The sequence below is a fragment of the Candidatus Planktophila versatilis genome (assembly GCF_002288105.1).
Classification (GTDB): domain Bacteria; phylum Actinomycetota; class Actinomycetes; order Nanopelagicales; family Nanopelagicaceae; genus Planktophila; species Planktophila versatilis.
The window spans coordinates 535,203-561,082 of the sequence record NZ_CP016774.1 but is presented as its reverse complement, the minus strand read 5'-3'; the positions used below and the strand labels follow the sequence as shown (position 1 = coordinate 561,082).

At 49.2% G+C, this 25,880-nt stretch carries 23 protein-coding genes and 1 tRNA gene; 1 reads left to right on the top strand and 23 read right to left on the bottom strand.

Annotation, left to right across the window (positions count from 1 at the left end; translation table 11 throughout):
• Window positions 1–44 precede the first annotated feature (44 nt).
• Window positions 45–2,654 carry a DNA polymerase I gene (polA, locus tag A1sIA79_RS02860; protein WP_095674730.1) on the bottom strand — a complete coding sequence of 870 codons (2,610 nt, stop codon included), beginning with the start codon at window positions 2,652–2,654 and terminating at the stop codon, window positions 45–47.
• Between the two features lie 30 nt (window positions 2,655–2,684).
• On the opposite strand from polA, the gene A1sIA79_RS02855 reads away from it, so the two are divergent.
• Window positions 2,685–3,092, top strand: a complete 408-nt coding sequence (locus tag A1sIA79_RS02855; RefSeq protein WP_095674729.1) for a PaaI family thioesterase — start codon at window positions 2,685–2,687, stop codon at window positions 3,090–3,092.
• Window positions 3,093–3,099: 7 nt separating this feature from the next.
• Here A1sIA79_RS02855 and A1sIA79_RS02850 read toward each other — a convergent pair whose 3' ends face one another.
• The 22 genes from A1sIA79_RS02850 to hisH all read right to left on the bottom strand — a co-directional run bounded on the left by A1sIA79_RS02850 (window position 3,100) and on the right by hisH (window position 25,877).
• Window positions 3,100–3,819, bottom strand: coding sequence for an ABC transporter ATP-binding protein (locus tag A1sIA79_RS02850; protein WP_095674728.1), 720 nt, complete (start codon window positions 3,817–3,819; stop codon window positions 3,100–3,102).
• A complete protein-coding gene (locus A1sIA79_RS02845; RefSeq protein ID WP_095674727.1) occupies window positions 3,809–4,585 on the bottom strand; it encodes an ABC transporter ATP-binding protein in 777 nt (258 codons plus the stop codon). The genes A1sIA79_RS02850 and A1sIA79_RS02845 overlap by 11 nt, the downstream gene beginning before the upstream one ends.
• Entirely contained in the window at window positions 4,585–5,625 is a 1,041-nt protein-coding gene (locus A1sIA79_RS02840; protein ID WP_095674726.1) for a branched-chain amino acid ABC transporter permease, read from the bottom strand. Before A1sIA79_RS02840 ends, A1sIA79_RS02845 begins: the two co-directional genes overlap by 1 nt.
• A 2-nt stretch (window positions 5,626–5,627) precedes the next feature.
• Entirely contained in the window at window positions 5,628–6,581 is a 954-nt protein-coding gene (locus A1sIA79_RS02835; protein ID WP_095674725.1) for a branched-chain amino acid ABC transporter permease, read from the bottom strand.
• Window positions 6,582–6,697: 116 nt separating this feature from the next.
• The gene (locus tag A1sIA79_RS02830; RefSeq protein ID WP_190277082.1) at window positions 6,698–7,849 is read right to left on the bottom strand and encodes a branched-chain amino acid ABC transporter substrate-binding protein; all 1,152 of its coding nucleotides are present in this window, start codon (window positions 7,847–7,849) and stop codon (window positions 6,698–6,700) included.
• A 146-nt stretch (window positions 7,850–7,995) separates the two neighbouring features.
• A complete protein-coding gene (locus tag A1sIA79_RS02825) occupies window positions 7,996–8,595 on the bottom strand; it encodes an ANTAR domain-containing response regulator (RefSeq protein ID WP_095674723.1) in 600 nt (199 codons plus the stop codon).
• A gap of 1 nt (window position 8,596) precedes the next feature.
• A tRNA-Leu gene (locus A1sIA79_RS02820) sits at window positions 8,597–8,669 on the bottom strand.
• A 56-nt stretch (window positions 8,670–8,725) separates the two neighbouring features.
• Window positions 8,726–10,165 (bottom strand): pyruvate kinase, encoded by a 1,440-nt coding sequence (pyk, locus tag A1sIA79_RS02815; RefSeq protein ID WP_095674722.1) that lies wholly within the window; start codon window positions 10,163–10,165, stop codon window positions 8,726–8,728.
• Between the two features lie 93 nt (window positions 10,166–10,258).
• A complete protein-coding gene (locus A1sIA79_RS02810; protein WP_095674721.1) occupies window positions 10,259–11,713 on the bottom strand; it encodes a glutamate synthase subunit beta in 1,455 nt (484 codons plus the stop codon).
• Window positions 11,706–16,223 (bottom strand): glutamate synthase large subunit, encoded by a 4,518-nt coding sequence (gene gltB / locus A1sIA79_RS02805; RefSeq protein ID WP_095674720.1) that lies wholly within the window; start codon window positions 16,221–16,223, stop codon window positions 11,706–11,708. The genes A1sIA79_RS02810 and gltB overlap by 8 nt, the downstream gene beginning before the upstream one ends.
• A gap of 93 nt (window positions 16,224–16,316) precedes the next feature.
• Window positions 16,317–17,030: a VIT1/CCC1 transporter family protein gene (locus tag A1sIA79_RS02800; protein ID WP_095674719.1), complete on the bottom strand. Its 714-nt coding sequence runs from the start codon at window positions 17,028–17,030 to the stop codon at window positions 16,317–16,319.
• 9 nt (window positions 17,031–17,039) lie between these two features.
• The gene (gene lgt, locus A1sIA79_RS02795) at window positions 17,040–17,846 is read right to left on the bottom strand and encodes a prolipoprotein diacylglyceryl transferase (RefSeq protein WP_095674718.1); all 807 of its coding nucleotides are present in this window, start codon (window positions 17,844–17,846) and stop codon (window positions 17,040–17,042) included.
• A 3-nt stretch (window positions 17,847–17,849) separates the two neighbouring features.
• Window positions 17,850–18,521 carry a DsbA family protein gene (locus tag A1sIA79_RS02790; RefSeq protein WP_095674717.1) on the bottom strand — a complete coding sequence of 224 codons (672 nt, stop codon included), beginning with the start codon at window positions 18,519–18,521 and terminating at the stop codon, window positions 17,850–17,852.
• A 1-nt stretch (window position 18,522) separates the two neighbouring features.
• Window positions 18,523–19,002: a MauE/DoxX family redox-associated membrane protein gene (locus tag A1sIA79_RS02785; protein ID WP_095674716.1), complete on the bottom strand. Its 480-nt coding sequence runs from the start codon at window positions 19,000–19,002 to the stop codon at window positions 18,523–18,525.
• Window positions 18,999–19,802 carry a tryptophan synthase subunit alpha gene (gene trpA, locus A1sIA79_RS02780; protein ID WP_095674715.1) on the bottom strand — a complete coding sequence of 268 codons (804 nt, stop codon included), beginning with the start codon at window positions 19,800–19,802 and terminating at the stop codon, window positions 18,999–19,001. The genes A1sIA79_RS02785 and trpA overlap by 4 nt, the downstream gene beginning before the upstream one ends.
• On the bottom strand, window positions 19,803–21,011 hold the full coding sequence (gene trpB, locus A1sIA79_RS02775) for a tryptophan synthase subunit beta (protein ID WP_095674714.1): 1,209 nt from the start codon (window positions 21,009–21,011) through the stop codon (window positions 19,803–19,805).
• 10 nt (window positions 21,012–21,021) lie between these two features.
• The gene (gene trpC / locus A1sIA79_RS02770; RefSeq protein WP_095674713.1) at window positions 21,022–21,795 is read right to left on the bottom strand and encodes an indole-3-glycerol phosphate synthase TrpC; all 774 of its coding nucleotides are present in this window, start codon (window positions 21,793–21,795) and stop codon (window positions 21,022–21,024) included.
• Between the two features lie 159 nt (window positions 21,796–21,954).
• Window positions 21,955–23,436 (bottom strand): anthranilate synthase component I, encoded by a 1,482-nt coding sequence (locus A1sIA79_RS02765; protein ID WP_095674712.1) that lies wholly within the window; start codon window positions 23,434–23,436, stop codon window positions 21,955–21,957.
• On the bottom strand, window positions 23,433–23,777 hold the full coding sequence (gene hisI, locus A1sIA79_RS02760; protein ID WP_095674711.1) for a phosphoribosyl-AMP cyclohydrolase: 345 nt from the start codon (window positions 23,775–23,777) through the stop codon (window positions 23,433–23,435). Before hisI ends, A1sIA79_RS02765 begins: the two co-directional genes overlap by 4 nt.
• A gap of 14 nt (window positions 23,778–23,791) precedes the next feature.
• Window positions 23,792–24,565: an imidazole glycerol phosphate synthase subunit HisF gene (gene hisF / locus A1sIA79_RS02755; protein ID WP_095674710.1), complete on the bottom strand. Its 774-nt coding sequence runs from the start codon at window positions 24,563–24,565 to the stop codon at window positions 23,792–23,794.
• Window positions 24,562–25,287 (bottom strand): bifunctional 1-(5-phosphoribosyl)-5-((5-phosphoribosylamino)methylideneamino)imidazole-4-carboxamide isomerase/phosphoribosylanthranilate isomerase PriA, encoded by a 726-nt coding sequence (gene priA, locus A1sIA79_RS02750; RefSeq protein ID WP_095674709.1) that lies wholly within the window; start codon window positions 25,285–25,287, stop codon window positions 24,562–24,564. Before priA ends, hisF begins: the two co-directional genes overlap by 4 nt.
• Entirely contained in the window at window positions 25,284–25,877 is a 594-nt protein-coding gene (hisH, locus tag A1sIA79_RS02745) for an imidazole glycerol phosphate synthase subunit HisH (RefSeq protein WP_095674708.1), read from the bottom strand. The genes priA and hisH overlap by 4 nt, the downstream gene beginning before the upstream one ends.
• Between the last annotated feature and the right edge of the window lie 3 nt (window positions 25,878–25,880).

Below are 25,880 nucleotides of genomic sequence, written 5' to 3'. Positions count from 1 at the left end.
GCCTCAAAATATGGGCAACCAGGGCCTGTTATTCAGATAAATCGCTAATGAGCCGCTTCATTCCAACTAGCACCGATTCCCACTGAGACATCCAGCGGCGCCTTAAGTGGAAAGGCGCTTCCCATCTGCATGCGGACAAGTTCAGAGACGCTATCAACTTCACTCTTTACTACTTCCAGGATCAATTCATCGTGAACCTGCAACAAGAGCCGAGATTTGTATTCGCCGGCAATCAGAGCCCGCTGCACATTTAGCATCGCCTGCTTAATGATGTCAGCGGCCGATCCTTGAATCGGGGCATTCAAAGCCATGCGCTCTGCTACCTCTCGCCTTTGCCGATTATCATGAAGCAAATCGGGCAAGTATCTGCGCCGCCCCATCACTGTTTCTGTGTAGCCCACCTTGCGTGCATCATCGACAACAGTCATTAAGTAATCGCGAATTCCACCAAAACGTTCGAAGTATCGATCCATCAAATCTTGGGCGGCAGGTGGAGTGAGATCTAATTGAACAGCTAACCCATATGAACTCAAGCCGTAGGCAAGCCCATATGACATCGCCTTGATCTGTCTGCGCATTTCAGGATCGACATCACTTGCCTTAACACCAAATACTTCAGCAGCAACCGTTGCATGTAAATCTTCACCGGATTCAAAGGCTGCAAGTAAGTGCTCATCATTTGATAGGTGAGCCATGATGCGCATTTCAATCTGACTGTAGTCAGCTGTCAGAAGTGCGTCATAACCGCTGCCTGCAATAAAGCAGTTTCTAATCTTGCGACCTTCTTCGGTGCGCACCGGAATATTTTGCAGATTGGGCGCAACTGAGGACAAGCGCCCTGTGGCAGCTACTGTCTGGGCAAAGTGGGTACGGATTCTTTCGTCACTCTTAATTTCAACAACAAGTCCTTCAATTGTGGTTGCCAACTTCTTCGTCTCGCGAATACGCAAAAGCGCCGCCAAGACAGGATGTGATGTCTTTTCAAATAACCATGAGAGCGCATCGGCATCGGTAGTAAATCCAGTTTTTATCTTCTTCGTCTTAGGCAAACCGAGCTCATCGAAGAGAACAACCTGCAACTGTTTAGGGGAAGCAACATTAAATTCATGCCCCGCAGCCTCATGAGCATTCTTGGTCTCGCGCGCGACCTCGGCATCAAAGAAGGCTGCCAGGGTTTGAAGCTCCTTCTTATCTACTGCTATCCCCCGGTTCTCCATAATTGCCAGTAAATCCGCAATTGGGAGTTCGAGTTCGTTATATAACTTAGTTAAACCACGGTTTTCTAGCTCTGCGGTCAGTGAATCACGAAGGCCAAAGAGTGCACATGCCGTAGTCAATAAGAGTTGTTCTGCCGAAGACTCATCAAGTTGGCTCCCATCTCCCCAGCGTTCAAGTAGATCTGAAACTTCTTGTGCGCGCACGCCAGGGTTAACCAGATATGCAGCCAGTGAGGTATCAAAAACAACGCCGGTGAGAACTCCTTGGCGCGCAATGGCCTTGCCATCGTGTGCAATTTTCTTAACCTTGGCATCGCTTGCCCAGGCGCCCATCACAGCTGAATCAACGATAAATGCTGAACTCTTAGAAAGAGCTACGGCATATCTTTGAAGTTGATCATCTACTAACTCGCACGCAATGGCGATTGGACCTGTATGCGAGGCAATCTTTGCATCACCCTCTTTAACCGAAAGAATTTCGGAAGCAATCTCAGCACCAAAGAGTGAGGGCGCCGAGTCAGTGTTCTTACTCTTCTGCACATCTTTCACAGTTGCTGGCGCCGTTGAGATTGCTTTTAAGCGATCTTTGAGCGTTCTAAATTCCAACTGCTCAAAGAGAGCGGTGAGGTTGGAGTCATCAACTCCCTTCCATGCCAGCGCATCAATTTCAAAGGTGATGGGTGCATCATGAATAAGTTGGGTGAGTTCACGGTTGCGCACCAAGTTATCGATATTTGCTCGCAGTGATTCACCCACCTTGCCGCCAACTGTTGCAGCTTGCGCGAGCAATTCGGTAAGAGAGCCATATTCCACAACCCACTTTGCGGCCGTCTTTTCACCAACACCAGGAATTGATGGGAGGTTATCGCTGGGATCCCCGCGAAGTGCGGCAAAATCCGGATACTGATCTGGCGTCATTCCATACTTCTCCTGCACGGATTCGGGTGTCATGCGCGCCATCTCACTCACACCACGCTTGGGATAGAGAACAGTTGTTTGTGCGGTAACAAGTTGGAAGCTGTCACGGTCTCCGGTACAAATCAAAACTTCCGCGCCATCTTTCTCTGCGCGTTTGGTGATTGTGGCAATCAGGTCATCTGCCTCAAATCCCTCAAGTGAGAATTGCGGGATTCCAAAACCCTTTACTAATTCATTTAGATATGACATCTGAGATCTGAACTCATCAGGTGTCTCTGCTCGATTTGCCTTGTACTCAGGGAATATCTCTGTTCGAAAGGTCTTGCGAGATACATCAAAGGCGACGGCCACGTGGGTGGGCTTCTCATCTTTTAGAAGGGAGATGAGCATCGTTGCAAAACCATAGATCGCATTGGTGTGCTGGCCCTGGGCAGTGGTGAAATTCTCGGCTGGGAGAGCAAAAAAAGCGCGGTATGCCATGGAATGACCATCGATAAGAAGTAATCTCTTCGTGGTCATAGGCTCATCTTAGATATAAACTCATCAACTATGACGCAACCAGATTACCTAGCAATCATAAAAGAACGCGGACAAGGCGCCCTCGATATCAAGATGGGCATCGAGATGCTTGAAGTCTCCCCCGAAAGACTTGTTGCTCGGATGCCAGTTGAGGGAAACACGCAACCAATCGGATTGCTCCATGGCGGGGCCAATGTTGTGCTCGCTGAATCACTTGGCTCAATTGGAACGCAATTACATGCTGGTCCTGATCGCAAAATTGTTGGCGTTGATATCAACGCGACTCACCATAAATCAGCAACAAGTGGTTGGGTCACAGCAGTTGCAACCCCTATTTCATTGGGTCGCACGTTATGTGTCTATGAGATCGTCATAACAAACGAGGCAGGTCAGCGAACCTGTACAGCTCGCATCACCTGCCTCATTTTAGATAAATAGCTTCGAGCTAGTGCGCACCTGTTCCTAGGTATGCCTCACGAACAGCTGGATCGTTAAGTAGATCTGCAGCCTTTGCTTCCTTCGTAACATTTCCAGTTTCCAGGATGTAAGCACGATGAGCACGCTGTAGCGCCTGCTGGGCATTTTGTTCAACCAGCAGAATTGTTACTCCCTGCTTATTGATCTCTGTGATGATACGGAAAATATTTGCAATCATCTGCGGCGCTAACCCCATGGAAGGCTCATCGAGAAGAAGAACCTTCGGACGTGCCATCAAAGCGCGGCCAATGGCAAGCATCTGCTGTTCGCCACCTGAAAGAGTGCCGCCTGCTTGCGCTGTGCGCTCCTTCAAACGAGGGAACAAGAAATAGATGCGGTCCAAGTCTTCCTGCATCTCTGACTTGCGATCCTTACGATTGAACTTTCCCATCTCGAGATTTTCAAGAACTGACATACCTGGAAAAATTCCGCGACCTTCTGGAACTTGTGAGATGCCGAGATCTACCCGCTTATGTGCCGGAATCTTGTTGATATCTTCACCGTCAAATGTGATGCTTCCACTGGAAACTGGTCGAAGCCCAGAGATGGTTTTAAGAATCGTTGTCTTACCTGCACCGTTAGCACCGATTAGAGTGACGATTTCACCTTGATTGACACGAACAGAGACGCCTTTAATCGCTTCAATCTTGCCGTAGTGAACTCGAAGGTCTTTAATTTCAAGATTCATCTGCAGGCACTCCCAGGTAAGCCTCAATTACTCGAGGGTCATTTTGTACAACTGAAGGAAGATCATCTGCAATCTTCAGGCCAAAATCCAAAACCGCAACACGATCAGAGATTCCCATGATCAGAGACATATCATGCTCAATCAAGAGCACGGTATAACCCTTATCGCGAATCTTCTTGATAGTTTCCGACAAGGCAACCTTCTCTGCTGGGTTAAATCCAGCAGCTGGCTCATCGAGCAGAATCAACTTAGGCTCTGTTCCCAAGGCACGTGCTATTTCCAGACGGCGCTGATCTCCATATGGAAGGTTTTTTGCCAGTTGATCTGCGCGGTGATCGATACCCATGAAGGCAAGTAGTTCGAGTGCGCGCGCCTTGCTGTCTCGCTCCTCGCGGCGGTTCAGTGGTGTTCCAAAGAGCGCGCGTATTAATCCGGTCTTCTTGTGAACATCTGTCGCGGTAATGACGTTTTCAAGTGCAGTCATATCTCCGAAGAGGCGCACATTTTGGAAAGTACGAGCAACGCCAGTTTTAACAACCTGGTGACGCTTCTTGCCTTTGAGGTTTTCTCCATTAAAAAGTATGTCGCCCGATGTAATCGGATAAACGCCTGTCACAACATTAAACACTGTCGTCTTTCCGGCTCCATTTGGTCCAATGAGTGCACAAATCTCACCCTCGTTCACATGAAAATTGACCTGATCAAGCGCTGTAACGCCACCGAATTTAATGGTGACGTTCTTAAGTTCAAGAATCTTCTTCGACATTACATAGTCCTCTTTGCTTCAATTTTTTCCCGCTTTTTGCGTGGCAAGAGGCCATCAGGTCGTAGATTCATCATAATGATGAGTACTAATCCAAAAATAACCTGACGGGCATCGGAAATGAAGCGAATGCGCTCTGGGAGATAGGCAAGAATTGAAGCTCCAAGAACGACTCCCCAAATATTTCCGATTCCTCCGAAGACCACGCAAGCCAAGATGAGAATTGACACATCGAACTTGAACATATCTGGCGAGATAACCATTACTTTGGATGCGTAAATAACACCCGCGGCGCCCGCGACTGCAGCACCGATAACAAACGACCACAACTTATAGACCAGAGTATTAACCCCCATCAGCGCTGCGACATCCTCATCTTGACGAATTGCTTCCCACGCTCGCCCTGGGCGACGTACGGTAAATCGGCGAATCATCCAAATTACGAGCAATATCATCGCAAGGACGAGCCAGAAGAAATGTTCTGGAAACATTAAATTGAATTCAAATCCAAAAATGGTCGGAGGATTTGGAATTCCTGCAATTCCGTTGGGGCCTCCCGTGACGGACAGGTTGAGCGAGACTATTCGAACAATTTCACCAAACCCAAGAGTGATAATCGCTAAATAATCTCCTCTTAAGCGCAACGCTGGAAGTCCGAGAAGGACTCCGGAAAGCATGGCGAAGAGAATTCCGAAAGGAAGGATCTGCCATGTGTTCCACCCATGAAGAGTGGAGAGAATCGCCTGTGAGTAAGCGCCAATGGCGAAGAATGCGATGTAGCCAAGATCCAATAGACCTGACTTTCCAACTACGATGTTAAGACCAAGGGCCATGAGGACGAACATTCCCACTGGATAAACCAAGACATTTTCAAATGAAGTAATTGGAGTATTGAGAAAACTAGTGGGTCCCCACGATGGTGCGAACGGTACAAGTCCTACGAGAACAATAACAATTAGAACAAAGACAGTGCGGACAGGCCGGCTCCATCCCGCCCATATCGCCGCGCCTTTATCTCTGAGATTAAAATTATTAAGTTTCATCATCAGGTCCTCGTCTGCTGAACTGCTTCGCCGAAGAGACCGCTTGGCTTAAAAAGAAGAATGAGTACGAGTACAACGAAGACAGTAACTGCTTTCCACTGTGAGCCTAAGATTGCAGACGAGAATTGCTCGAGCATTCCAAGGGCAAGACCTCCGTAAAAAGCGCCACGGATATTTCCGATTCCGCCGAGCACTGCCGCAGTGAATGCAGCTATTCCCATATTGAAACCCACATTAAAGACGGTGTTCTCATATACGGTGGTGTAGAGAAACGCTGCAGCACCTGTGGTGAGGCCACCAATGAGGAATGTCATTGAAATGACTCGATTTATATCAATGCCCATCAACTTAGCATTCTCTTCAGACATCGAAACGGCCCGAATCGCCTTCCCGAGACGGGAGCGGTTAACGAATTGATCAAGAATCACGAAGATAATGATGGGAGCAACAATCGCCAACATCGTGTCGATTCTGAAGTTCGCACCTGCAATTTCACCAAATGTCCACTTCTCAAGTAGGCGTGGGGCAGTTTGTGGCCTGGACTCAGTGAACATTCGCATGGATTCCATGAGGAAAATTGAAACTCCAATTGCAGAGATTAGAGATGCTAATCGGCTTGCCCCACGGGATCGAAGACGCCGATATGCCACAAACTCGACAAGAACTCCCAAGATTGCACAGGCAATCATTGAGCCAACGAGGGCGATGACAAGTGTGTAAACAAGTTTGAAACCGGTCAGGGGTTCTGCATTGACTGGGTGACCAAGAAAATTGATCTCGATCCAAAGAACAGCAAAAGTTCCGAGCATGAACACTTCAGAATTCGCAAAGTTAATGAGTCTCAAAACTCCATACACCATGGTGTACCCGAGCGAGACGAGTGAATAAATGAGCCCGAGTGCTAGCCCCTGTAGAGCAAGGGACCAAAACTGCGTCGTTATTACTGAGAAATTCATGTTGACCATTCTGTTGAACTACAGATGAACTATGAAACGTGACTACACCCGAATAGATATCCGGGTGTAGCCACGCATTACTTCATATTTAGAGCAAAGAATAAATTCTCAACGGATTAAGCAAGTCCGTCGTATTTAATCTTCCCATCTTTTACTAGGTAACCACCAACGTCAGCTCCACCGATGATGTCTCCATAACGGTTGAACTTAATTGATGATCCTCCTGCACCCTTGAATGTGTTGCTGTTTACGCATAGCTGAATTGCTGGACGTGTGAGCTTGCCCTGTTCGATACAGGTAAGGAACACGCGTGCGGCGTTGTAAGCAGTTGTTGAGTAAAGTCCTGGGACCTTAACTCCGGTGATCTTTGTAAATGATGCGAGCTCATCCTTAGTAAGAAGATTCTCGAAAGGAACATCAGCTGCAGTGAGGCGAACGCCTTCTGCTGCCTTACCTGCTAGATCTGGGAAGTCTGATGTGTTAACACCATCTCCAGCTGCAAGAATTCCTGTGTATCCACCATCGCGAAGTGCCTTGAAGAACTTTGCTGCTTCTGTGGTGTAACCACCGTAGATAACAACGTTTGCTCCTGCTGCCTTTACCTTCGCTGCAACAGATGTCCAGTCAGCAGTTCCGCGTGGAACTGAATCTGTACCCGCTACAGCGATTTTCTTAGCTGATGGCAATGCGTACTTGATAAGTCCTGCACCGTATGTTGTTTGGTCATCAACAAGATAAATCTTAGGTGAAGCTACACCCTTTGTTGCGTAACGAACTAGTGCTGGTGCCTGGAAGCCATCGTGTGCAACGACACGGTGGAAGACTGGGAATCCACGATCTGGAGCCTTTGGATCTGTTAGTGAAACAGCAGATGCTGAAGGAGCGACCATTGTGAGGCCAGCAGCCTTGTATGCAGGGAATGAGTTACGAGCTTCACCTGAACATGATGTTCCAATAACGCCGATTACTGCCTTGTTAGCTGCAACACCAGGAGCGATGTTCGCTGCAACAGTTCCGTCGCACTGTGAATCTGCCTTAATGAGCTTCACTTTTGTCTTTGGGTTGGTTGCGTTGTAAAGCGCAATTGCCCACTCTGCACCTGGATACTGATCCTGGCCGAGTTGTGCATCAGGGCCTGTTAGTGGGCCCATAAATGCAAGTGTTACTTCTGTCTTTGGTGCCGCGTTCGCTGGAGCTGTTGCAACTGCACCGAATGCAAGTGTTGCAGCAGCCGCTATTGCGAAGCCGCTTACGATCTTCTTATTCATGTATTGCCTTCCTGTTTCGTCTTTCATGTGTCCCGGGACAGGGAAGCGCTAAGAGTAATGCTCAACCTGCCCTTGAGACAAGACGGATTTGTGACTTTCTCCGCGTGCGTGATTACTTTTTGGTTACGAAAGTGCCAAAGGCACGACTATTTGTCCAGGGCGGCTTCTGGTGATATCACGGCCTGGGCCACCTCTTTCATACTGAGGCGCCGGTCCATCGCAGCCCTTTGAATCCAGGAAAATGCCTCTGGCTCTGAAAGATTCAGGGCCTTCATCAAGATTCCTTTAGCGCGATCGATAATTTTGCGTGTCTCTAGTCGCTCGTGCAGGTCGGCAACTTCAAGTGCCAACGACTGCATCTGCGTGTGGCGACTAATGGCAATTTCGATAGCCGGAACAAGATCACCGATAGTAAATGGTTTAACCACATATGCCATTACTCCAGCATCACGTGCACGGTCAATGAGTTCACGCTGGCTAAATGCGGTCAGCATTAATACTGGAGCAGTTGCAATGATCTTTTCTGCCGCAGAAATGCCATCAAGCACCGGCATCTTCACATCAAGAATTGCCAGATCTGGTTGGTGTTCTAGCGCTAACGCAATTGCTTCTTCACCATTAGTGGCCTGGGCAATTACCTCGTAACCCGCCTCTTGCAACATTTCGACAAGGTCCATGCGAATGAGCGCCTCGTCTTCGGCGACGAGAATTCGTACCGCCTTCTTATCACTCACTTCATTGCTCATGTGCCTCGAGTCGGATTCGAACCGACACTATGCAGTGTTTGAGACTGCCCTCTCTACCGTTGGAGTACCGAGGCGTGAGCCCATATCGTATTAGAAGTCAGCAGATTGGTGAAACGGTGAGCGTTGTGGATTAACGATAAGCAGGAACAACGCCGTTCACGGCATCACCCACAATGTGTACTCGCATCGCATTGGTTGAACCAGGTATTCCTGGTGGAGATCCAGCGACAATCACGACAGGCTCGCCTATTTCAGCACGCTTTCCATCGATAAGGATTTTATCTGCTTGTAGAACCATCTCATCAGTGTGCTTGACCATCGAAATTATCAATGACTCAATGCCCCACGTCAGTGCCAGCCGGTTATAGGTACCGACATCAGGAGTGATTGCAATGATAGGAATTGATGAACGAAGTCGTGAAATCCGACGCGCAGAGTCACCAGATTGAGTAAATGTCACCAGGAACTTGGCACCCAGAATTTCCCCTACTTCGGCCGCCGCTTTTGTGATCGCACCACCCTTGGTGCGTGGATTTTTTGTTAATGGACGGATCCGGTCAAGCCCAAGCTCTTCGGTGCGTTCAATAATGCGAGCCATTGTCTGCACCGCTCGAATGGCGAATTCACCCACGGCTGTCTCTCCTGAAAGCATGAGTGCATCTGCGCCATCGAGTACCGCATTTGCGCAGTCTGTTGCCTCCGCGCGAGTGGGAGAAGAGTTACTCATCATAGAATCAAGCATCTGTGTTGCAACTATGACTGGCTTTGCCGCATCACGGGAGAGCTCGATGCAACGCTTTTGCACCATCGGAACATCTTCAATAGGCAGCTCAACACCGAGGTCGCCACGAGCAACCATAATTCCATCGAAGGCGGCAATAATTTCCTCTAAATTTGCTACCGCCTGAGGTTTTTCAATCTTTGCAATCACCGGAACTCTAATTCCAACCTCCTCCATGATGGCGTGAACAACTTTCACATCTGCTGCATTTCGAACGAAAGAGAGAGCGATAAAGTCCGCTCCAGCACGTAACCCCCAACGGAGATCATCCTCATCTTTTTCTGACATCGCAGGCACCGAAACTGCCACACCCGGCAAGTTAATTCCCTTGTTATTGCTGACAAAACCCGGCTGGGTGCATTTTGTAATGACATCGTTGCCCTTGACTTCCAATACTTCAACGGTAACTCTTCCATCATCGATAAGAATGCGATCGCCAGCTTTGCAATCTCCTGGCAGCCCCTTGTAAGTAGTACAGACGCGCTCTTTTGTGCCAGCAACTTCATCGGTAGTAATGGTGAAGATATCCCCACGTGATAGCTCGTGTGGTCCGTTTTCAAATCGAGCTAAACGAATCTTTGGTCCTTGCAAATCAACCAGAACTGCAACAGCTTTTCCTGCCTCTTTTGCAGCCGCGCGCACTCGGTCTAGGCGCCCTTGGTGCTCTTCATGGGAACCATGAGAAAGATTTAATCGTGCCATATTCATTCCGGCTTCGATGAGCTCCTTAATTTTCGCTGGGGTCTCAACTGCTGGACCTAAGGTGCAAACTATTTTTGCGCGACGCATGTGATTACCCTATCTAAGCTAGTGGTGAAGTTACGGCGTCGCTGACGTGAACTTCCGGTGTAATGGCAATTAAGCCACTGCGTTAAACCTGCTTTAAACCATTAGCGAGCGAGTAGTGGGCTCAATCGGTGAAGGCAACTGCGTCTCCCCCACCAGGTAGCGATCGACAGCTGCGGCAGCTGCGCGACCTTCGGCTATCGCCCAGACAATCAGTGACTGTCCGCGCCCAGCATCTCCGGCCACGAAGATTCCTTCTTCAGTTGATTGGAAATTCTCATCGCGGGCAATATTGCCTCGTTCATCATGTCCAACTTCAAGTTGTTCGATGATGGCAGACTTTTCTGGTCCGGTGAATCCCATAGCTAGGAAGACAAAGTCCGCCGGAATCTCGCGCTCAGTGCCAGGAACAGGTTCGAACTTTCCATTTTCAAACTTAGTTTCCACAATCTTAAGAGCTTTGAGGTTCCCGTTTCCATCGCCAATAAATTCCTGGGTACTTACCGAAAAGACACGATTGTCGAGCTCTTCGTGCGCACTAGATACGCGATAGATCATTGGGTAGGTCGGCCAAGGTTGTGATGATGGACGTTCATCTGTTGGACGCGGCATAATTTCAATCTGCGTGATGCTGGCCGCACCTTGTCGAATCGAAGTGCCTAAGCAATCCGCGCCGGTATCTCCCCCACCAAGAATGACCACATGTTTTCCAGCAACGTTGATAGGTGACTCTTCGATTTCTCCCAAAGCTTGCTTATTACCCCAAGGAAGAAATTCCATTGCTTGGTAGACGCCCTTATTTTCTCGTCCTGGAATTGGAAGATCACGCCACTGCGTTGCACCGATTGCAAGAACGATTGCATCGTAGGTGCTGCGAAGTTGAGCACCAGTGAGATCCACACCGATATCAACACCTGGGCGGAATCGAGTTCCCTCTTGCTCCATCTGTGCAAGGCGGCGATCAACGATGTGCTTCTCCATCTTAAATTCTGGAATTCCATAACGAAGAAGTCCACCAATTTTATCTGCTCGCTCATAGACAGCAACTGTGTGACCAGCGCGAGTAAGTTGTTGCGCCGCAGCTAACCCGGCAGGGCCAGAACCAATAACAGCAACAGTCTTTCCAGTAAGACGCTCAGGGGCTAATGGCTTTACATTGTTATCATCAAATGCTTCTTCAATGGTGCGAAGTTCAATCTGCTTAATGGTGACAGCATCGCGGTTAATTCCGACAACACACGCTGTTTCACATGGCGCAGGACATAGTCGACCCGTGAACTCAGGGAAATTATTGGTAACGTGCAGACGATCAATGGCTTCAACTTTATCGCCACGAAAAATCAGGTCATTCCACTCTGGAATCAGGTTACCTAGTGGGCAGCCAGAGTGGCAGAACGGAATTCCACAATCCATGCAACGACCTGCCTGCTTTTGCAGATGCTCCATCGACTGTGGTTCATAGACCTCTCGCCAATCTTGAATACGAACATCGACCGGACGTCGCTTTGGCGTCTCGCGCGGAGTCGTCATAAATCCTTTTGGATCAGCCATTTGCTGCAACCTCCATTACATACTCGTCAACTGGTAAACCTTCTCGGTTAGCCTTCTCAATCGCTGCTAGCACGCGAGCATAATCACGAGGCATTATCAGTGAGAAGCGCGCAAGCTCTGTCTCCCAATTCTTAAGGATTGATTCCGCAATTTCTGAACCTGTTTCAACGTGGAAAGAAGATAGCAAGGCACGTAAGTTCTCGCGCTGATCTGCCGGCACTGCCAAGACATCAACCATCTCGGTATTAACGATGGCGGTATCAAGGTCTAGTACGAAGGCACGTCCACCAGACATGCCTGCGGCAATATTGCGACCAGTTTTGCCAAGAATGACCACCGTGCCACCGGTCATGTATTCAAGTGCGTGATCGCCCACGCCTTCAACAATTGCAGTAGCACCAGAGTTGCGCACGCAGAATCTTTCACCAGCAAGACCGCGGATGTAGATATCTCCTGAGGTCGCCCCATATCCAATGACGTTTCCGGAAATTACATTTGATTCAGATTTAAATGTGGCCTTCTCATCTGGGCGCACGATTACTCGGCCCCCTGAAATTCCCTTGCCCACATAATCATTGGCATCCCCATACATACGAATGGTCAGACCCTGTGGAATAAATGCCCCCAGTGATTGGCCCGCAGATCCATGCAGCGTCACATCAATAGTTCCGGCAGGAAGTCCTTCGGACCCATAACGACGTGTGATCTCGGCGCCCAACATTGTTCCCACGGTACGGTTCACATTTCGCACCGGCACATCGATGCGCACAGATACTTTGGACTCAAGTGCTGCCTTTGATAGCTCGATGAGCTTGTTATCAAGTGCTGCTGCTAATCCGTGATCTTGCTTAGTGGTGTTATGCAATGGTGAATCAACATCAGGACGCATTAGAAGTGGAGAAAGATCTAAACCACTCGCCTTCCAGTGATCTATAGCGGCGCGGGTATCAAGATTTTCCACGTGGCCAATTGCCTCGAGCAATGTCTTGTAACCAAGGGATGCCAGAATTTCACGAACTTCTTCGGCAATGTATTCAAAGAATGTCTCAACAAATTCAGGCTTTCCAGAGAACTTCTTACGTAGCTCTGGGTTCTGGGTAGCGATACCGACCGGACATGTATCTAGATGACACACACGCATCATGATGCAACCAGAGACAACCAATGGCGCAGTTGCAAAACCGAATTCTTCTGCGCCCAAAAGCGCTGCAATCACTACATCGCGACCTGTCTTCATCTGGCCATCTGCCTGCACAACGATGCGATCACGCAAGTTGTTAAGAAGCAGCGTCTGTTGGGTTTCGGCAAGGCCTAGCTCCCATGGAGCACCCGCATGCTTAAGTGAAGTAAGAGGAGATGCACCGGTTCCACCATCATGGCCAGAGATCAGAACGACATCTGCGTGCGCCTTAGAGACACCAGCTGCAACGGTTCCCACACCCACTTCAGCCACCAATTTGACGTGCACACGTGCATCCTTGTTAGCATTTTTTAAATCATGAATCAATTGCGCTAAATCTTCAATCGAATAAATATCGTGATGCGGTGGTGGGGAGATGAGTCCCACACCGGGAGTTGAAAGACGTGCTTGTGCAATCCATGGATAGACCTTGAATCCCGGAAGTTGGCCACCTTCACCAGGCTTTGCACCCTGTGCCACTTTGATCTGAATATCTGTGGCGTTGGTGAGGTAATTACTTGTCACACCAAATCGACCGGAGGCAACCTGCTTGATTGCACTGTTCTTGGAATCACCGTTAGCCATAGGAAGGAAGCGCGAAGCATCTTCTCCGCCTTCACCTGTATTTGATTTACCACCGATGCGGTTCATGGCAATGGCCAGCGTCTCATGGACTTCTTGTGAAACCGAGCCATAAGACATCGCGCCAGTTGAGAATCGCTTCACAATTTCAGAAATCGGCTCAACTTCATCAATAGATATCGCAGCGCGCTGTGAGGTGTTAAATGCAAAGAGGCCACGAAGGGTCATCAGAGTTTTACTCTGATCATTAACCTGATTGGTATAGCGCTTGAAGATGTCATAACGCTTATTGCGAGTTGCATGCTGAAGTGCGAAAACAGTCTCTGGATTAAATAAATGTGGCTCACCATCGCGGCGCCATTGATATTCCCCGCCAACAGCTAAGCGCTTGGCGCCAGGAATCTCTCCCCCAACCGGGTATGCCAGGTGATGACGTCTGATTGTCTCTTGCGCAATGACATCCAGGCTCACTCCACCTAAACGAGAAGTGGTCCCGACAAAGTATTCGTCAACAAGATCTTGACCTAAACCAATAGCTTCAAAGACCTGCGCTCCGGTATAGGAGGCGATAGTTGAAATACCCATCTTGGACATTACTTTAAGAACGCCTTTGCCCAGCGCCTTAATAACGTTGGCAACCGCCTTTTCCGGGGTAATGCCGGTGATAACTCCTTGCGTTACTAAATCTTCAGCAGTTTCCATCACTAGGTATGGATTTACTGCAGCTGCGCCATAACCAATCAGGAGTGCAACGTGGTGAACTTCTCGAACATCGCCCGCTTCAACAACGAGACCAACCTTGGTGCGAGTCTTCTCACGAATTAGGTGGTGGTGCACAGCGGCGGTAAGTAGAAGTGAAGGAATTGGGCAATCTTCGGCATCGCCATCACGATCAGAGAGCACGATGATGTGTGCGCCATTAGCAATCGCTTGGGAAACTTCCTTCTTAATCTCTTCCAAACGAGTCTGCAGGGTGTTGCCATCACCTGTGACAGGGAAGAGCCCCCGAACAACGTAGGACTCAAGTTCAGGATAATTATCATCGGCATTAACGTGAATAATCTTTGCTAGCTCATCGTTGTTAATTACCGGGAAGGCAATGGAAATCTGGCGGCATGACTCAGGACCAGGATCAAGCAGATTGTGTTCTGGACCGATAGCTCCACCCAAGCTTGTTACTAACTCTTCGCGAATAGCATCCAGTGGCGGATTAGTTACTTGCGCAAAGAGCTGAGTGAAGTAATCAAAGAGCAGGCGTGGCTTTGCCGATAGAGCAGCGATTGGCGTATCAGTTCCCATGGAACCAAGTGCTTCTCCCCCACCTTTTGCCATTGGAGTGACGATGATCTTAATTTCTTCCTCTGTATATCCAAATGCTTTTTGACGGCGCAGCACTGACTTATGCGGATAGACAATATGTTCGCGCGCCGGAAGATCTGAAAGTCTGATCATTCCATCGGCCAACCAGCTGCCATATGGGGCTGCATCAGCTAGTGAATCTTTAATCTCATCATCTTCAATAATGCGGCCAGCTTCGATATCAACTAGGAACATTTTTCCTGGTTGCAGGCGACCCTTGCGAACAATTTTCTCCGCCGGAATATCAAGTACGCCTACTTCAGAGGCGAGAACAACGAGACCGTCAGCTGTTACCCAGTATCGAGATGGGCGCAAACCATTGCGGTCCAGCACAGCGCCCACTTGGTGGCCGTCTGTGAAAGTAACGCAGGCTGGTCCATCCCATGGCTCCATCAGTGAGGAATGAAATGCATAGAAGTCGCGCCGCTTCTGTGACATGGTCGCGTGGTTCTCCCACGCTTCTGGAATCATCATCAAAACTGCGTGTGGAAGTGAGCGACCACCGAGATAGAGAAGCTCTAGTACTTCATCAAATGAAGCTGAGTCAGAACCTGACATTTCAACGATAGGAAAGAGACGCGTTAAGTCTTTTCCTAAGACATCACTTTCAAGAAGTGACTCGCGAGCTCGCATCCAATTTCTATTTCCCTTTACTGTGTTGATTTCGCCGTTGTGGGCGATGAATCGATACGGGTGGGCAAGTGGCCATGATGGGAAGGTGTTGGTAGAAAAACGTGAGTGCACCAGAGCCAGTGGTGAAACAACACGAGTATCACTGAGATCTGGGAAGAATTCTTCTAATTGTCCGGTTGTAAGCATGCCCTTGTAAACAATTGTCTGTGATGACAATGAAGGGAAATAGAGATCAAGTGTGTGCTCAGCACGCTTGCGAAGTGCGAATGCCAAACGGTCAAGAATGATTCCTGCTTCATTTTTCTTTCCAGCAACGAAGAGCTGCTCAAAGCGCGGCATGACAGAGAGGGCGGTCTTGCCTAGAGAAGAAGAATTAATTGGTAGCTCGCGCCAACCAAGGACGGTGAGACCTTCTTCATCTGCAAGTTTGGTAATTTGCGTGCGAACCTCGGCGCCTTGTGCGATAAATGCAATTCCAGTTGCGTAGGATCCTTCGACAGGTAGCGTAAATGAAACTTCCGCGCGATAAAAAGCATCAGGGACTCGAATCAGAATTCCGGCACCATCACCACTATCGGGTTCCGCACCAGATGCGCCACGGTGTTCTAGATTGCGAAGTGCAGTAAGTGCTTTGGCAACAATGTCATGTGTAGCAATTTTATTTAAGGTGGCAACCATCGCAACGCCGCATGCATCGTGTTCTTGTGCAGGATCGTAAAGACCCTGTGCGACAGGATAATTCGATGAAAGTGCCATTCGCTGATGCCCCTCTATTTCTAGCTAACTCAGGGACATCATTGGCCCGACTATCTTAAAAACTACTGGTCAAAAGGGTAGCAAGGGGGTGCTTTAGATGCCACTCAAATGTAAGAGGTGACCAATCCCGGCGGTGATGGACATACCCAAGACGCCGCCCGCAATGACTCGCAGTGTCGGGGTCAGTATCTTCGCCCCAGCTGTGCGCGCGCTCACAACTCCGGCAATTACCAGACCCACGATGGTGAATCCAACGATGCTCGATGCGGCTGCTCCGGAGGTCGGTGCGAATGCGCCCACAAATGGAATTAACCCTCCGAGTGTAAATGCGATTGCCGATGCCACTGCTGCTTGCACTGGACGTGCCTTTGTATGCGGATGCTGACCTAGCTCATCGCGTAGATGCGCTTCCAATGGATTGCGCTCATGCATGGCATGAACAACCTGCACCGCAAGTTCACGAGATAGCCCGCGCTCCATATAGATATGTACAAGTTCTTCAAACTCGCCTTCCGGATCAATTGCTAGATGCTCAATCTCCAGGAGCCTGTCTGATTCTTCAATATCATTTTGTGATCTAACCGAGATATATTCACCAACAGCCATCGACATCGCACCAGCGGCAATTCCGGCAGCACCTGCCGTGATAAGAAAACTCTGCTCACCAGCGCGCGCAGCTGCAACACCAATCATGAGCGAGGCAGTTGAAACTAAACCATCGTTTGCACCAAGAACGGCAGCCCGCAACCAACCGGCACGGTGGGTGCGGTGATGCAGATTGCGCTGGAATACATCCTCTAAAGCCATATGCGAATCCTACCTTGTCCGTCGATAAAACTTCAGAAATGCTGCACCTGCCCCAAGAAACAACAACCCGGCAACATATTGATTCAGGCGAAGGCCTGCAAAGGACTGTGCCGAATCAATACGTATAGCTTCAAAGAAGAATCGCCCGAAACAGTAAAGCGTGATGTACAGCAGAAAGATTGATCCTGGGGCTAGACGCTTTCGCGCGGCGAGTAACACTGCGGCAATAAGAAAGCACCAAAGTGATTCATAGAGAAATGCGGGGTGAAAGGTTTCGAAGTTTTCATATCCAGCCGGGCGAGATTGCAGTGGAATCGAAAGTGCCCACGGTGCATCAAGCGGGCGACCAAAGAGCTCAGCATTAAACCAATTTCCCCAGCGCCCTATCGCCTGGGCAATTGCAATACCCGGTGCAAGTGCATCTGCAAAATAGGCAAAAGATGGCAAATCTTTCGCCGATGCAATTCTCTTATAGTAAAAAAAGGCAACCACACTGCCGAGTGCAATCGCGCCCCAAATTCCAAGGCCGCCATTCCAGATTTTAAAGATATCAAGAGCCCGAGAATTTGCTCCAAAGTAATTATCAGGTGATGTCACTACGTGGTAGAGACGGCCACCAATCACACCAGCAGGGATTGCAAAAACGGCAACATCTGCAACGACGCCCACTCCTTGCGGGAAGGAGGTGAGAAATCTGCGATTGCCTAACCAGATTGCGAGTGCAACCCCGGCAATGATGCAGAGAGCATAGAAATGGATAGTGAGCGGACCAATTTCAAACGCCGAAATAGTTGGCGTTGGAATTGCACTACGCAAAAATTATCCGCGCTCTACAGCTGCGATAAAGAGAGCCGGATCGTAATAGGCATTGCGATCTAGTTCCTTACCGTTGATAAAGACTGTTGGAGTTGAATTCACATCACTCTGAGCAGCGGAGGCTTGCACATTGGTGACCCAATCCGCATATGTGCCGTTGTTGACACACTTTTCATATTCTTTTGACTTAATACCCACTGATTCACCAGCTGCAACAAGTGCTTCATTAGTCCAGGCCCCGGAATTTTCTCGAGGCTGAGTCTGATAGAGCATCTTGTGGAGAGCTAAGAATTTACCTTCGTCGGCCGAGCATGCTGCTGCATTGGCAGCGATAACGGACTCGGGGCCGAGAAATGAGAGTGTGTGAAAGACAACAGTTGCCTTCTTATCTTCAATTATTGAGTCAAGGTATTGACCTTGGGTTCCTTCAAAACGTGCGCAGCTAGGGCATTGGAAATCTTCATAAATATCAAGGACGGGAACGCCGGTGAGTTCACCGTTAAAGACAACTCCATATCCACGTTCTGCGGAAACACTCGCTGGAATCTTTGCAGCTAACTTGGTCTGCTTAGAGATAATCGTTGGTACGAGCATGATGAGGACCACACCGAGTACAACACCAATAACAAGGTTGCGAGTGAAGTTATCTTTTCCAGGTTGTGGCTTCGCGCTCATTTCATATCCCTTTTTCTTGATTCAGTTTCTGCGACGATTTATCAAGGCTAAATTTACTTTGTGGGTAGCGAAAAAGATAAATCCCAAGGGCCAATAGGCCGGTGTCTCGTAGCAGTGGAGTGATGTAATTCGCAGTTCCAGGCTCAACCTGGCCTCCCCCTCCAAAGCAGCCACAGTCGATAGAAAGGCCTCGCGCCCACGCCTGTGAGATGCCAATAACAAAGACCACCATGAGCAAGGCGCTGAGCGCTGCTGTGATTCGAGTAGCTGCGCCGAGGATCAGAAGCAAACCCATCCCGATTTCAGCGAATGGCAGAACTATGCCGATGAAATTAGCTAGAGCGATAGGAAGCATCTCGTAGGCTCGCACCGCCATCTGCGATTTATCTACCTCATCGTATTTGAGGAATCCGGCAACAAGTAGAACTCCACCTAGAGTCAATCGTGCAGCGAGACCTAACCACGGCATAAATGCTTTCATCGTCCCTCACGTACCCCTTGTGATAGTTGCTCCGCTAGTTCACGCACAGCAATTAAACCACTTGCTTCATCTTCTGACTCCAAAAGTTTATTGATAAATGCTGAGCCTACAATTACGCCGTCGGCATACCCTGCCACACCCTTTGCTTGCTCTCTCGTGGAAACACCGAGTCCCACCGCCACCGCCGTATCCGTACTCTTTCGAATCCGAGCAACGAGATCTGGCGCACCGGATGAAACACTTGTGCGTGTTCCGGTCACACCCATCAGTGAAGCCGCATAGACAAAACCACTGCAATGATCAGTCACACTGGAAAGCCGTGCATCTTTCGTGCTTGGTGCAACAACGTAGATTGAATTAATCTCACTTTGCGCAACAGCGGCCGTCCACGCGGCTGATTCTTCAATAGTTAAATCGGGGGTAATAACCCCAGAGCCGCCGTTGTCTGAAATCGCTTGGGCAAACTTTTCTACTCCGTATTTTTCGATCGGGTTCCAATATGTCATCACAACTGCTGGCACGCCTAAATCTGTGGCGTGCTTGAGTGCTTCGAAAACTTCCTTCGCCCCAGTGCCCTGCGATAGCGCCCTATCGGCTGCAGCTTGGATCGTTGGGCCATCCATCACTGGATCGCTATAGGGAAAACCGATTTCGATTGCATCAACGCCACCATCAACAAATGCTTGAATTACCTTTTTGCATCCCTCTTGAGTGGGAAAACCTGCCGGGATGTAAGCAATAAGCGCTGCGCGATTTTCGCTGCGAACAGTGGTGAAAAGGGTTTCAAGCGGTGTGCTCATTTAGAGTGGAATTCCAAAATACTGCGCCGCAGTTTGCACATCTTTATCCCCACGACCAGAGAGATTAATCAGAATAATTGCATCAGGACCAAGTTCTTTACCCACCTGCATTGCACCAGCCAGAGCATGTGCTGTTTCAATCGCAGGAATGATTCCCTCAGTCTTTGAAAGAAGTGAGAAAGCTTCCATCGCCTGCGCGTCAGTGATAGCTCGGTATTCCGCTCTACCTATGTCATGAAGGTAAGCGTGTTCTGGGCCCACACCCGGATAATCAAGACCCGCCGAAATCGAATGAGATTCAATTGTCTGTCCATTGGCATCTTGTAATACATAAGTGCGATTTCCGTGGAGCACCCCAGGTGATCCACCAGTGATGGTCGCTGCATGTCGACCAGTTTCAACGCCATCTCCTGCTGCTTCGAGTCCAATCAGTCGTACAGATTCATCTGAAATAAAGCGATGGAAAATTCCAATTGCATTAGATCCACCACCCACGCATGCCATGACAGCATCTGGCAATCTCCCAGTCAACGCTAGTACTTGTTCGCGAGATTCTTCGCCAATAATCTTATGGAAATCACGGACCATCGATGGGAACGGATGCGGTCCGGCTACTGTGCCGAGCATGTAATGCGTTGTCTCAACGTTGGTCACCCAATCGCGCATTGCTTCATTAATTGCATCTTTAAGTGTGCGAGAACCAGACGTCACTGGAATAACTTCCGCGCCAAGTAACTTCATGCGCGCAACATTCAGTGATTGACGTCTTGTATCTTCTTCGCCCATGTAGACAACACATTCAAGACCCATCAATGCAGCAGCAGTTGCTGAAGCAACTCCATGTTGACCGGCACCGGTCTCAGCAATAATGCGTTTCTTGCCCATTCGTTTTGTCAGAAGTGCTTGACCTAAAACGTTATTTATTTTATGACTTCCAGTGTGATTGAGATCTTCTCGCTTGAGCAGAATTCGCGCTCCACCTGCATGCTCAGCGAATCTTTTTGCCTCTGTAATGATGCTGGGACGACCGGTGTAAGTGCGATGTAGCTCTGCTAATTCGGCGATAAAAGTTGGATCGGTTTGGGCAAAAATTCTCGCCGCATCTAACTCTTCCAGTGCACCGATCAGTGCTTCGGGAACGAACCGGCCGCCATAGGGACCAAAATGTCCGGCTATCTCGGCTAGCGCGTTCTCGGCAGTCGTAGTCATAAGCCCAAGACTACCGGCGACCCAGCAACTCCTGCATCGCAGAAATCGGATCCCCAGACTTAACCAGCGCTTCACCGACCAAAATCACAGAAGCTCCACAGTTTTGCGCACCCTGAACATCACTTCGGCTGGAGATTCCAGACTCGGCCACTCGGATAATCTCATCGGGAATCTGCGGGATGAGATCAGCGAAGGCCCGGGTATCGACATCGAGTGTCTTGAGGTTGCGAGAGTTGATGCCAATCATGCGCGGTGAAATCTCCATCGCACTTTCTAGCTCTTGCGCAGTGTGGACTTCAATCAGTGAGGCCATCCCAAGTTCGCAGGAGAGGTCATAAAAATCCTTGAGTTGAGAACGAGAAAGAGCAGCAACAATAAGAAGCACAATATCGGCGGCATGTGCCCGTGCTTCTAGGAACTGATATTCATCAACCATAAAGTCTTTGCGAAGCACTGGAATTGTTACTCGAGCCCGCACCGCATCGAGATCTTCAAGTGAGCCGGCAAAGCGACGACGCTCTGTAAGAACGCTGACAGCAGATGCACCCGCTTCTTGATATTGCTCTGCTAACGCAGCTGGATCTGTAATGGGTGCAAGTGCGCCCTTACTAGGAGAAGATCGCTTTACTTCAGCAATCACATTCATCTCAGATTGTGAAAGGAATGCATAAGCATCTAATGGTTTTGCTGCATTCTCCATCGCTTCATGAATCTGCGATAGCGGCAGTCGACGCGTGGCAAGATCTTCACGGACGCCCTCAATAATTGAATCAAGAACGCTCATTGCTTTTCCTCTGTGGGATCGATGCCTTTATCCAGTGCGTTCCACTGGGTGAGAGTTCGCGGAGATCGCTCATACCGAGTTGAGAGTCGGAGTCTGCGACTGAGAATAATGGCAATTGTTGCCACGCAGACAAGTGAAATGAAAATTTTCACTTGTCTCTTACCGCTTCATCTCATTGGCAGCTGCGATAGCGCCCAAAACAGCCGCCGCCTTATTAAGGGTCTCATCATTTTCAGCAGTGGGATCAGAGTCAGCAACGATGCCGGCACCAGCTTGCACATATGCGATCCCGTTATGCACCAGCGCTGTTCGAATGGCGATACAGGTATCAATATTGCCGGTGAAATCAAAGTATCCGATTGCTCCACCATAGAGCGCGCGACGTGTGGGCTCAAGGGATTCAATAATCTCCATCGCTCGCGGCTTCGGAGCTCCGGAAAGTGTTCCGGCAGGAAAGACTGAAAAGAGTGCGTCAATCGGTGACTTATCACTTGCAAGTTCGCCCACAACGGTAGAGACAATATGCATCACATGGGAATACCGCTCGATATGCATAAAATCAATTACTTCAACAGAACCAGGTGCGCAGATGCGACCTAAATCATTACGTCCCAGATCTACCAACATCAAATGTTCTGCCCGCTCTTTAGGATCTGCCAGTAACTCTTCGCCTAATCGCACATCTTCTTCAATGGAGTCAGAGCGTTTGCGAGTTCCGGCAATGGGGTGAACCATCACTTGCTTACCGGTCACTTTCACCAATGCTTCCGGACTTGAACCAACAACGTCGTAACCATCTTCAAATCTAAAGAGGTACATATATGGGCTGGGGTTATTAAGGCGCAACATGCGATAGATATCTAGCGCATCTGCTGAAGTTGGCATAGAAAATCTCTGCGAGAGAACTATTTGGAATGCCTCACCAGCTCGAATCTCTTCCTTTGCGATTTCCACCTTGCTTTTGAAATCCTGCTCGCTCATATTGCGATCAAAGATAGGTTTGTCAAAGGAGGGAAGGGGTGAAACATCGCCAGCGATGGGACCGAGCAACTCCTTTTGCATCCGGTCTAAGCGAGAGACTGCATCAAGATATGAATCATCGACTCGCTCACTTGATCCATCCCAGTTGATTGCATTGGCAATCAAGATGATGGTGCCATCTGAGTGATCCATGACAACTAGATCACTGGTGAGCATGAAGGCGATTTCAGGTAGTTCAATATCGCGCGCAGAAGTTGTCGGCAACTTCTCTAATCTTCGAACCGCGTCATAGCCCATATAACCAACGAGTCCACCGGTCAGAGTTGGTAAGCCCTCAATTTTTGGTGATTTTAAATGGGCAACACTCTGACGTAGCGCAGTCAGTGGATCAACTCCCGTCGGGACTCCTACCGGAGGTTTTCCAATCCAGAGCGCTTGCCCATCTTTTTCGGTCAACGTGGTCTGACTTTTCACCCCGATAAATGAATATCGGGACCATACTCCCCCGTGCTCTGCCGACTCCAGCAGAAAGGTCCCGGGCTTATTTTGGGCTAGCTTCTTATAGATATTAAGTGGCGTTTCGCCATCAGCAAGAAGTTTTCGATAAACCGGAATGACATTGTGAGATTGTGCGTGCTTGCGAAATTCTTCAATTTTCATGAGAAATTACCAAGGCTTTGGTGAAAGCAAGTCTGGTCACCGGTGTGACAGGCGGCCCCCACTTGGTCGACGGTAATCAGAAGTGCATCGCCATCACAATCAAGTGCCACCGAATGCACCATCTGGGAATGTCCCGATGTTTCACCTTTTACCCAGATCTCATTGCGACTTCGGGAAAAGTAAGTTGCCTTGCCGGTTGCAAGAGTCAACGCGAGTGCTTCGGTATTCATATAGGCAAGCATGAGTACTTCTCGGGTATTAACATCTTGGGCAATCGCAGGAATCAGTGTTGTCGGGTCTTTTAAGAGCGCGAGTATTTCTGGGGAAAGTTCAGCTCTCATGTGCTCATTCTGCCTTACGCGCTCTGGGTATTGCGCACCGAATAATTATGAGCAGTCAGATATTTCTTCACATCCCCGATGCGATGCACCCCAAAGTGAAAGACGCTTGCCGCAAGTAGGGCATCGGCCCCAGCATCCAGGGCGGCGCTGAAGTCTTCCAGGGTTCCCGCCCCTCCACTTGCGATTAGGGGAACTTTTGCCACAGCTCGCACTGCCTTGATCATTCCGATGTCATACCCGGCGCGAGTTCCATCGGCATCCATTGAGTTGAGCAATATTTCACCGACTCCTAGTGCGCACGCTTTTTCAACCCAGGTAAGTGCATCAATACCAGCACTCTGGCGACCGCCATGAGTTGTTACTTCAAAACCGGATTCAGTTCGGGCCCGGCGGGCATCAATAGAGATCACAAGAACTTGCGAACCAAAACGATCTGCAATTTCAGAGATGAGTTCTGGTCTCGCAATCGCGGCAGTATTAATACTGACCTTATCTGCACCGGCACGTAGTAAGCGGTCCACATCTTCCACCGTGCGAATACCGCCACCTACCGTCAGTGGAATAAACACTTGTTCGGCAGTTCGGCGCACCACATCAAGAGTTGTTTCGCGCCCGGCAACACTTGCCGATATATCTAAGAAGGTGAGTTCATCAGCGCCCTCTTTGTTATAGAGCGCAGCCATCTCAACCGGATCACCAGCATCTACAAGATCTGTGAAGTTGACTCCCTTCACCACTCGTCCATCAGTGACATCAAGGCACGGAATGATTCGTACGGAAAGACTCATGATCGTGTCTGCTCGAGTGCTTGGGCAAGAGTGAAGGCACCGGCGTAGAGCGCCTTACCAACAATCGCACCTTCTACGCCAAGTGAGTTCAGCGCCGAAAGTGCGGCGATATCTGCCAAAGATGAAATTCCACCCGATGCAACTACTGGCTTTGAAGTAACAGCACACACCTCTTTAAGTAACCCAATATTTGGTCCTTGCAGAGTTCCATCTTTAGTTACATCAGTAACCACATAGCGCGCACATCCATCACGCTCTAAGCGCTCAATAGTTTCAAAGAGATCTCCACCTTCTTTGGTCCATCCACGTGCAGCAAGCACATGTCCGCGCACATCAAGGCCAACCGCAATCCGATCACCGTGTTCGGCAATCACGCGAGCAGTCCACTCTGGATTTTCTAACGCTGCAGTTCCAAGATTGACGCGAGTACATCCTGTTGCAAGTGCTCGCGCAAGTGATTCATCATCACGAATTCCCCCAGAAAGCTCCACCTTGATATCGAGTCGGCCAACAACTTCTGCTAACTGCGCACTGTTCTCACCGATTCCGAAGGCGGCATCGAGATCTACCAGGTGCAACCATTCGGCCCCTGCTGCTTGAAATTCCAAGGCAACTTCAAGCGGATTGCCGTAAGCAGTCTCGGCGCTGAGTTCGCCTTGGACAAGCCTGACGGCGCGACCATCTTTGACATCCACTGCTGGAAGTAGTTCTAGATAACTCATAGCGTCTGCGTCCAATTCTTAATTACATGTAATCCGGCATCCGATGACTTTTCTGGGTGAAATTGGGTAGCGCTCAGTGCGCCATCTTCTATGGCGGCAATGAAATCTTCACCATGATGGGCAAGGGTGGACATCACTCCCACCGATTCTTTCGCTGCATATGAGTGCACGAAATAAAATGATTGATCTTCAACTCCTGCAAAGAGCGTGCTACCTGCAGCAGGACGGACGGTATTCCATCCCATATGCGGCAATATCGGTGCGTTGAGTTTTTCAACAGTGGCGCCCCACATTCCAACTCCCGCATGCTCGCCATGTTCAATGCCGCGTGCAAAAAGAATCTGCATACCAACACAAATTCCAAGAGTTGGACGCTTTGCCGCAAAACGTTCGCGCACAATCTGATCTCCGCGGACCTTTAGAAGTCCTTGCATGCAGGCAGCAAATGCACCCACACCCGGAACGACTAAGCCTTCAGCATTGAGGGCAGTTTCGTAATCAGAGGTAATAAGAACTTCTTTACCGGATGTTTCAAAGGCTCGTTGAGCTGACCGAAGGTTTCCAGAGCCGTAATCGAGAATTGCAATCACGAA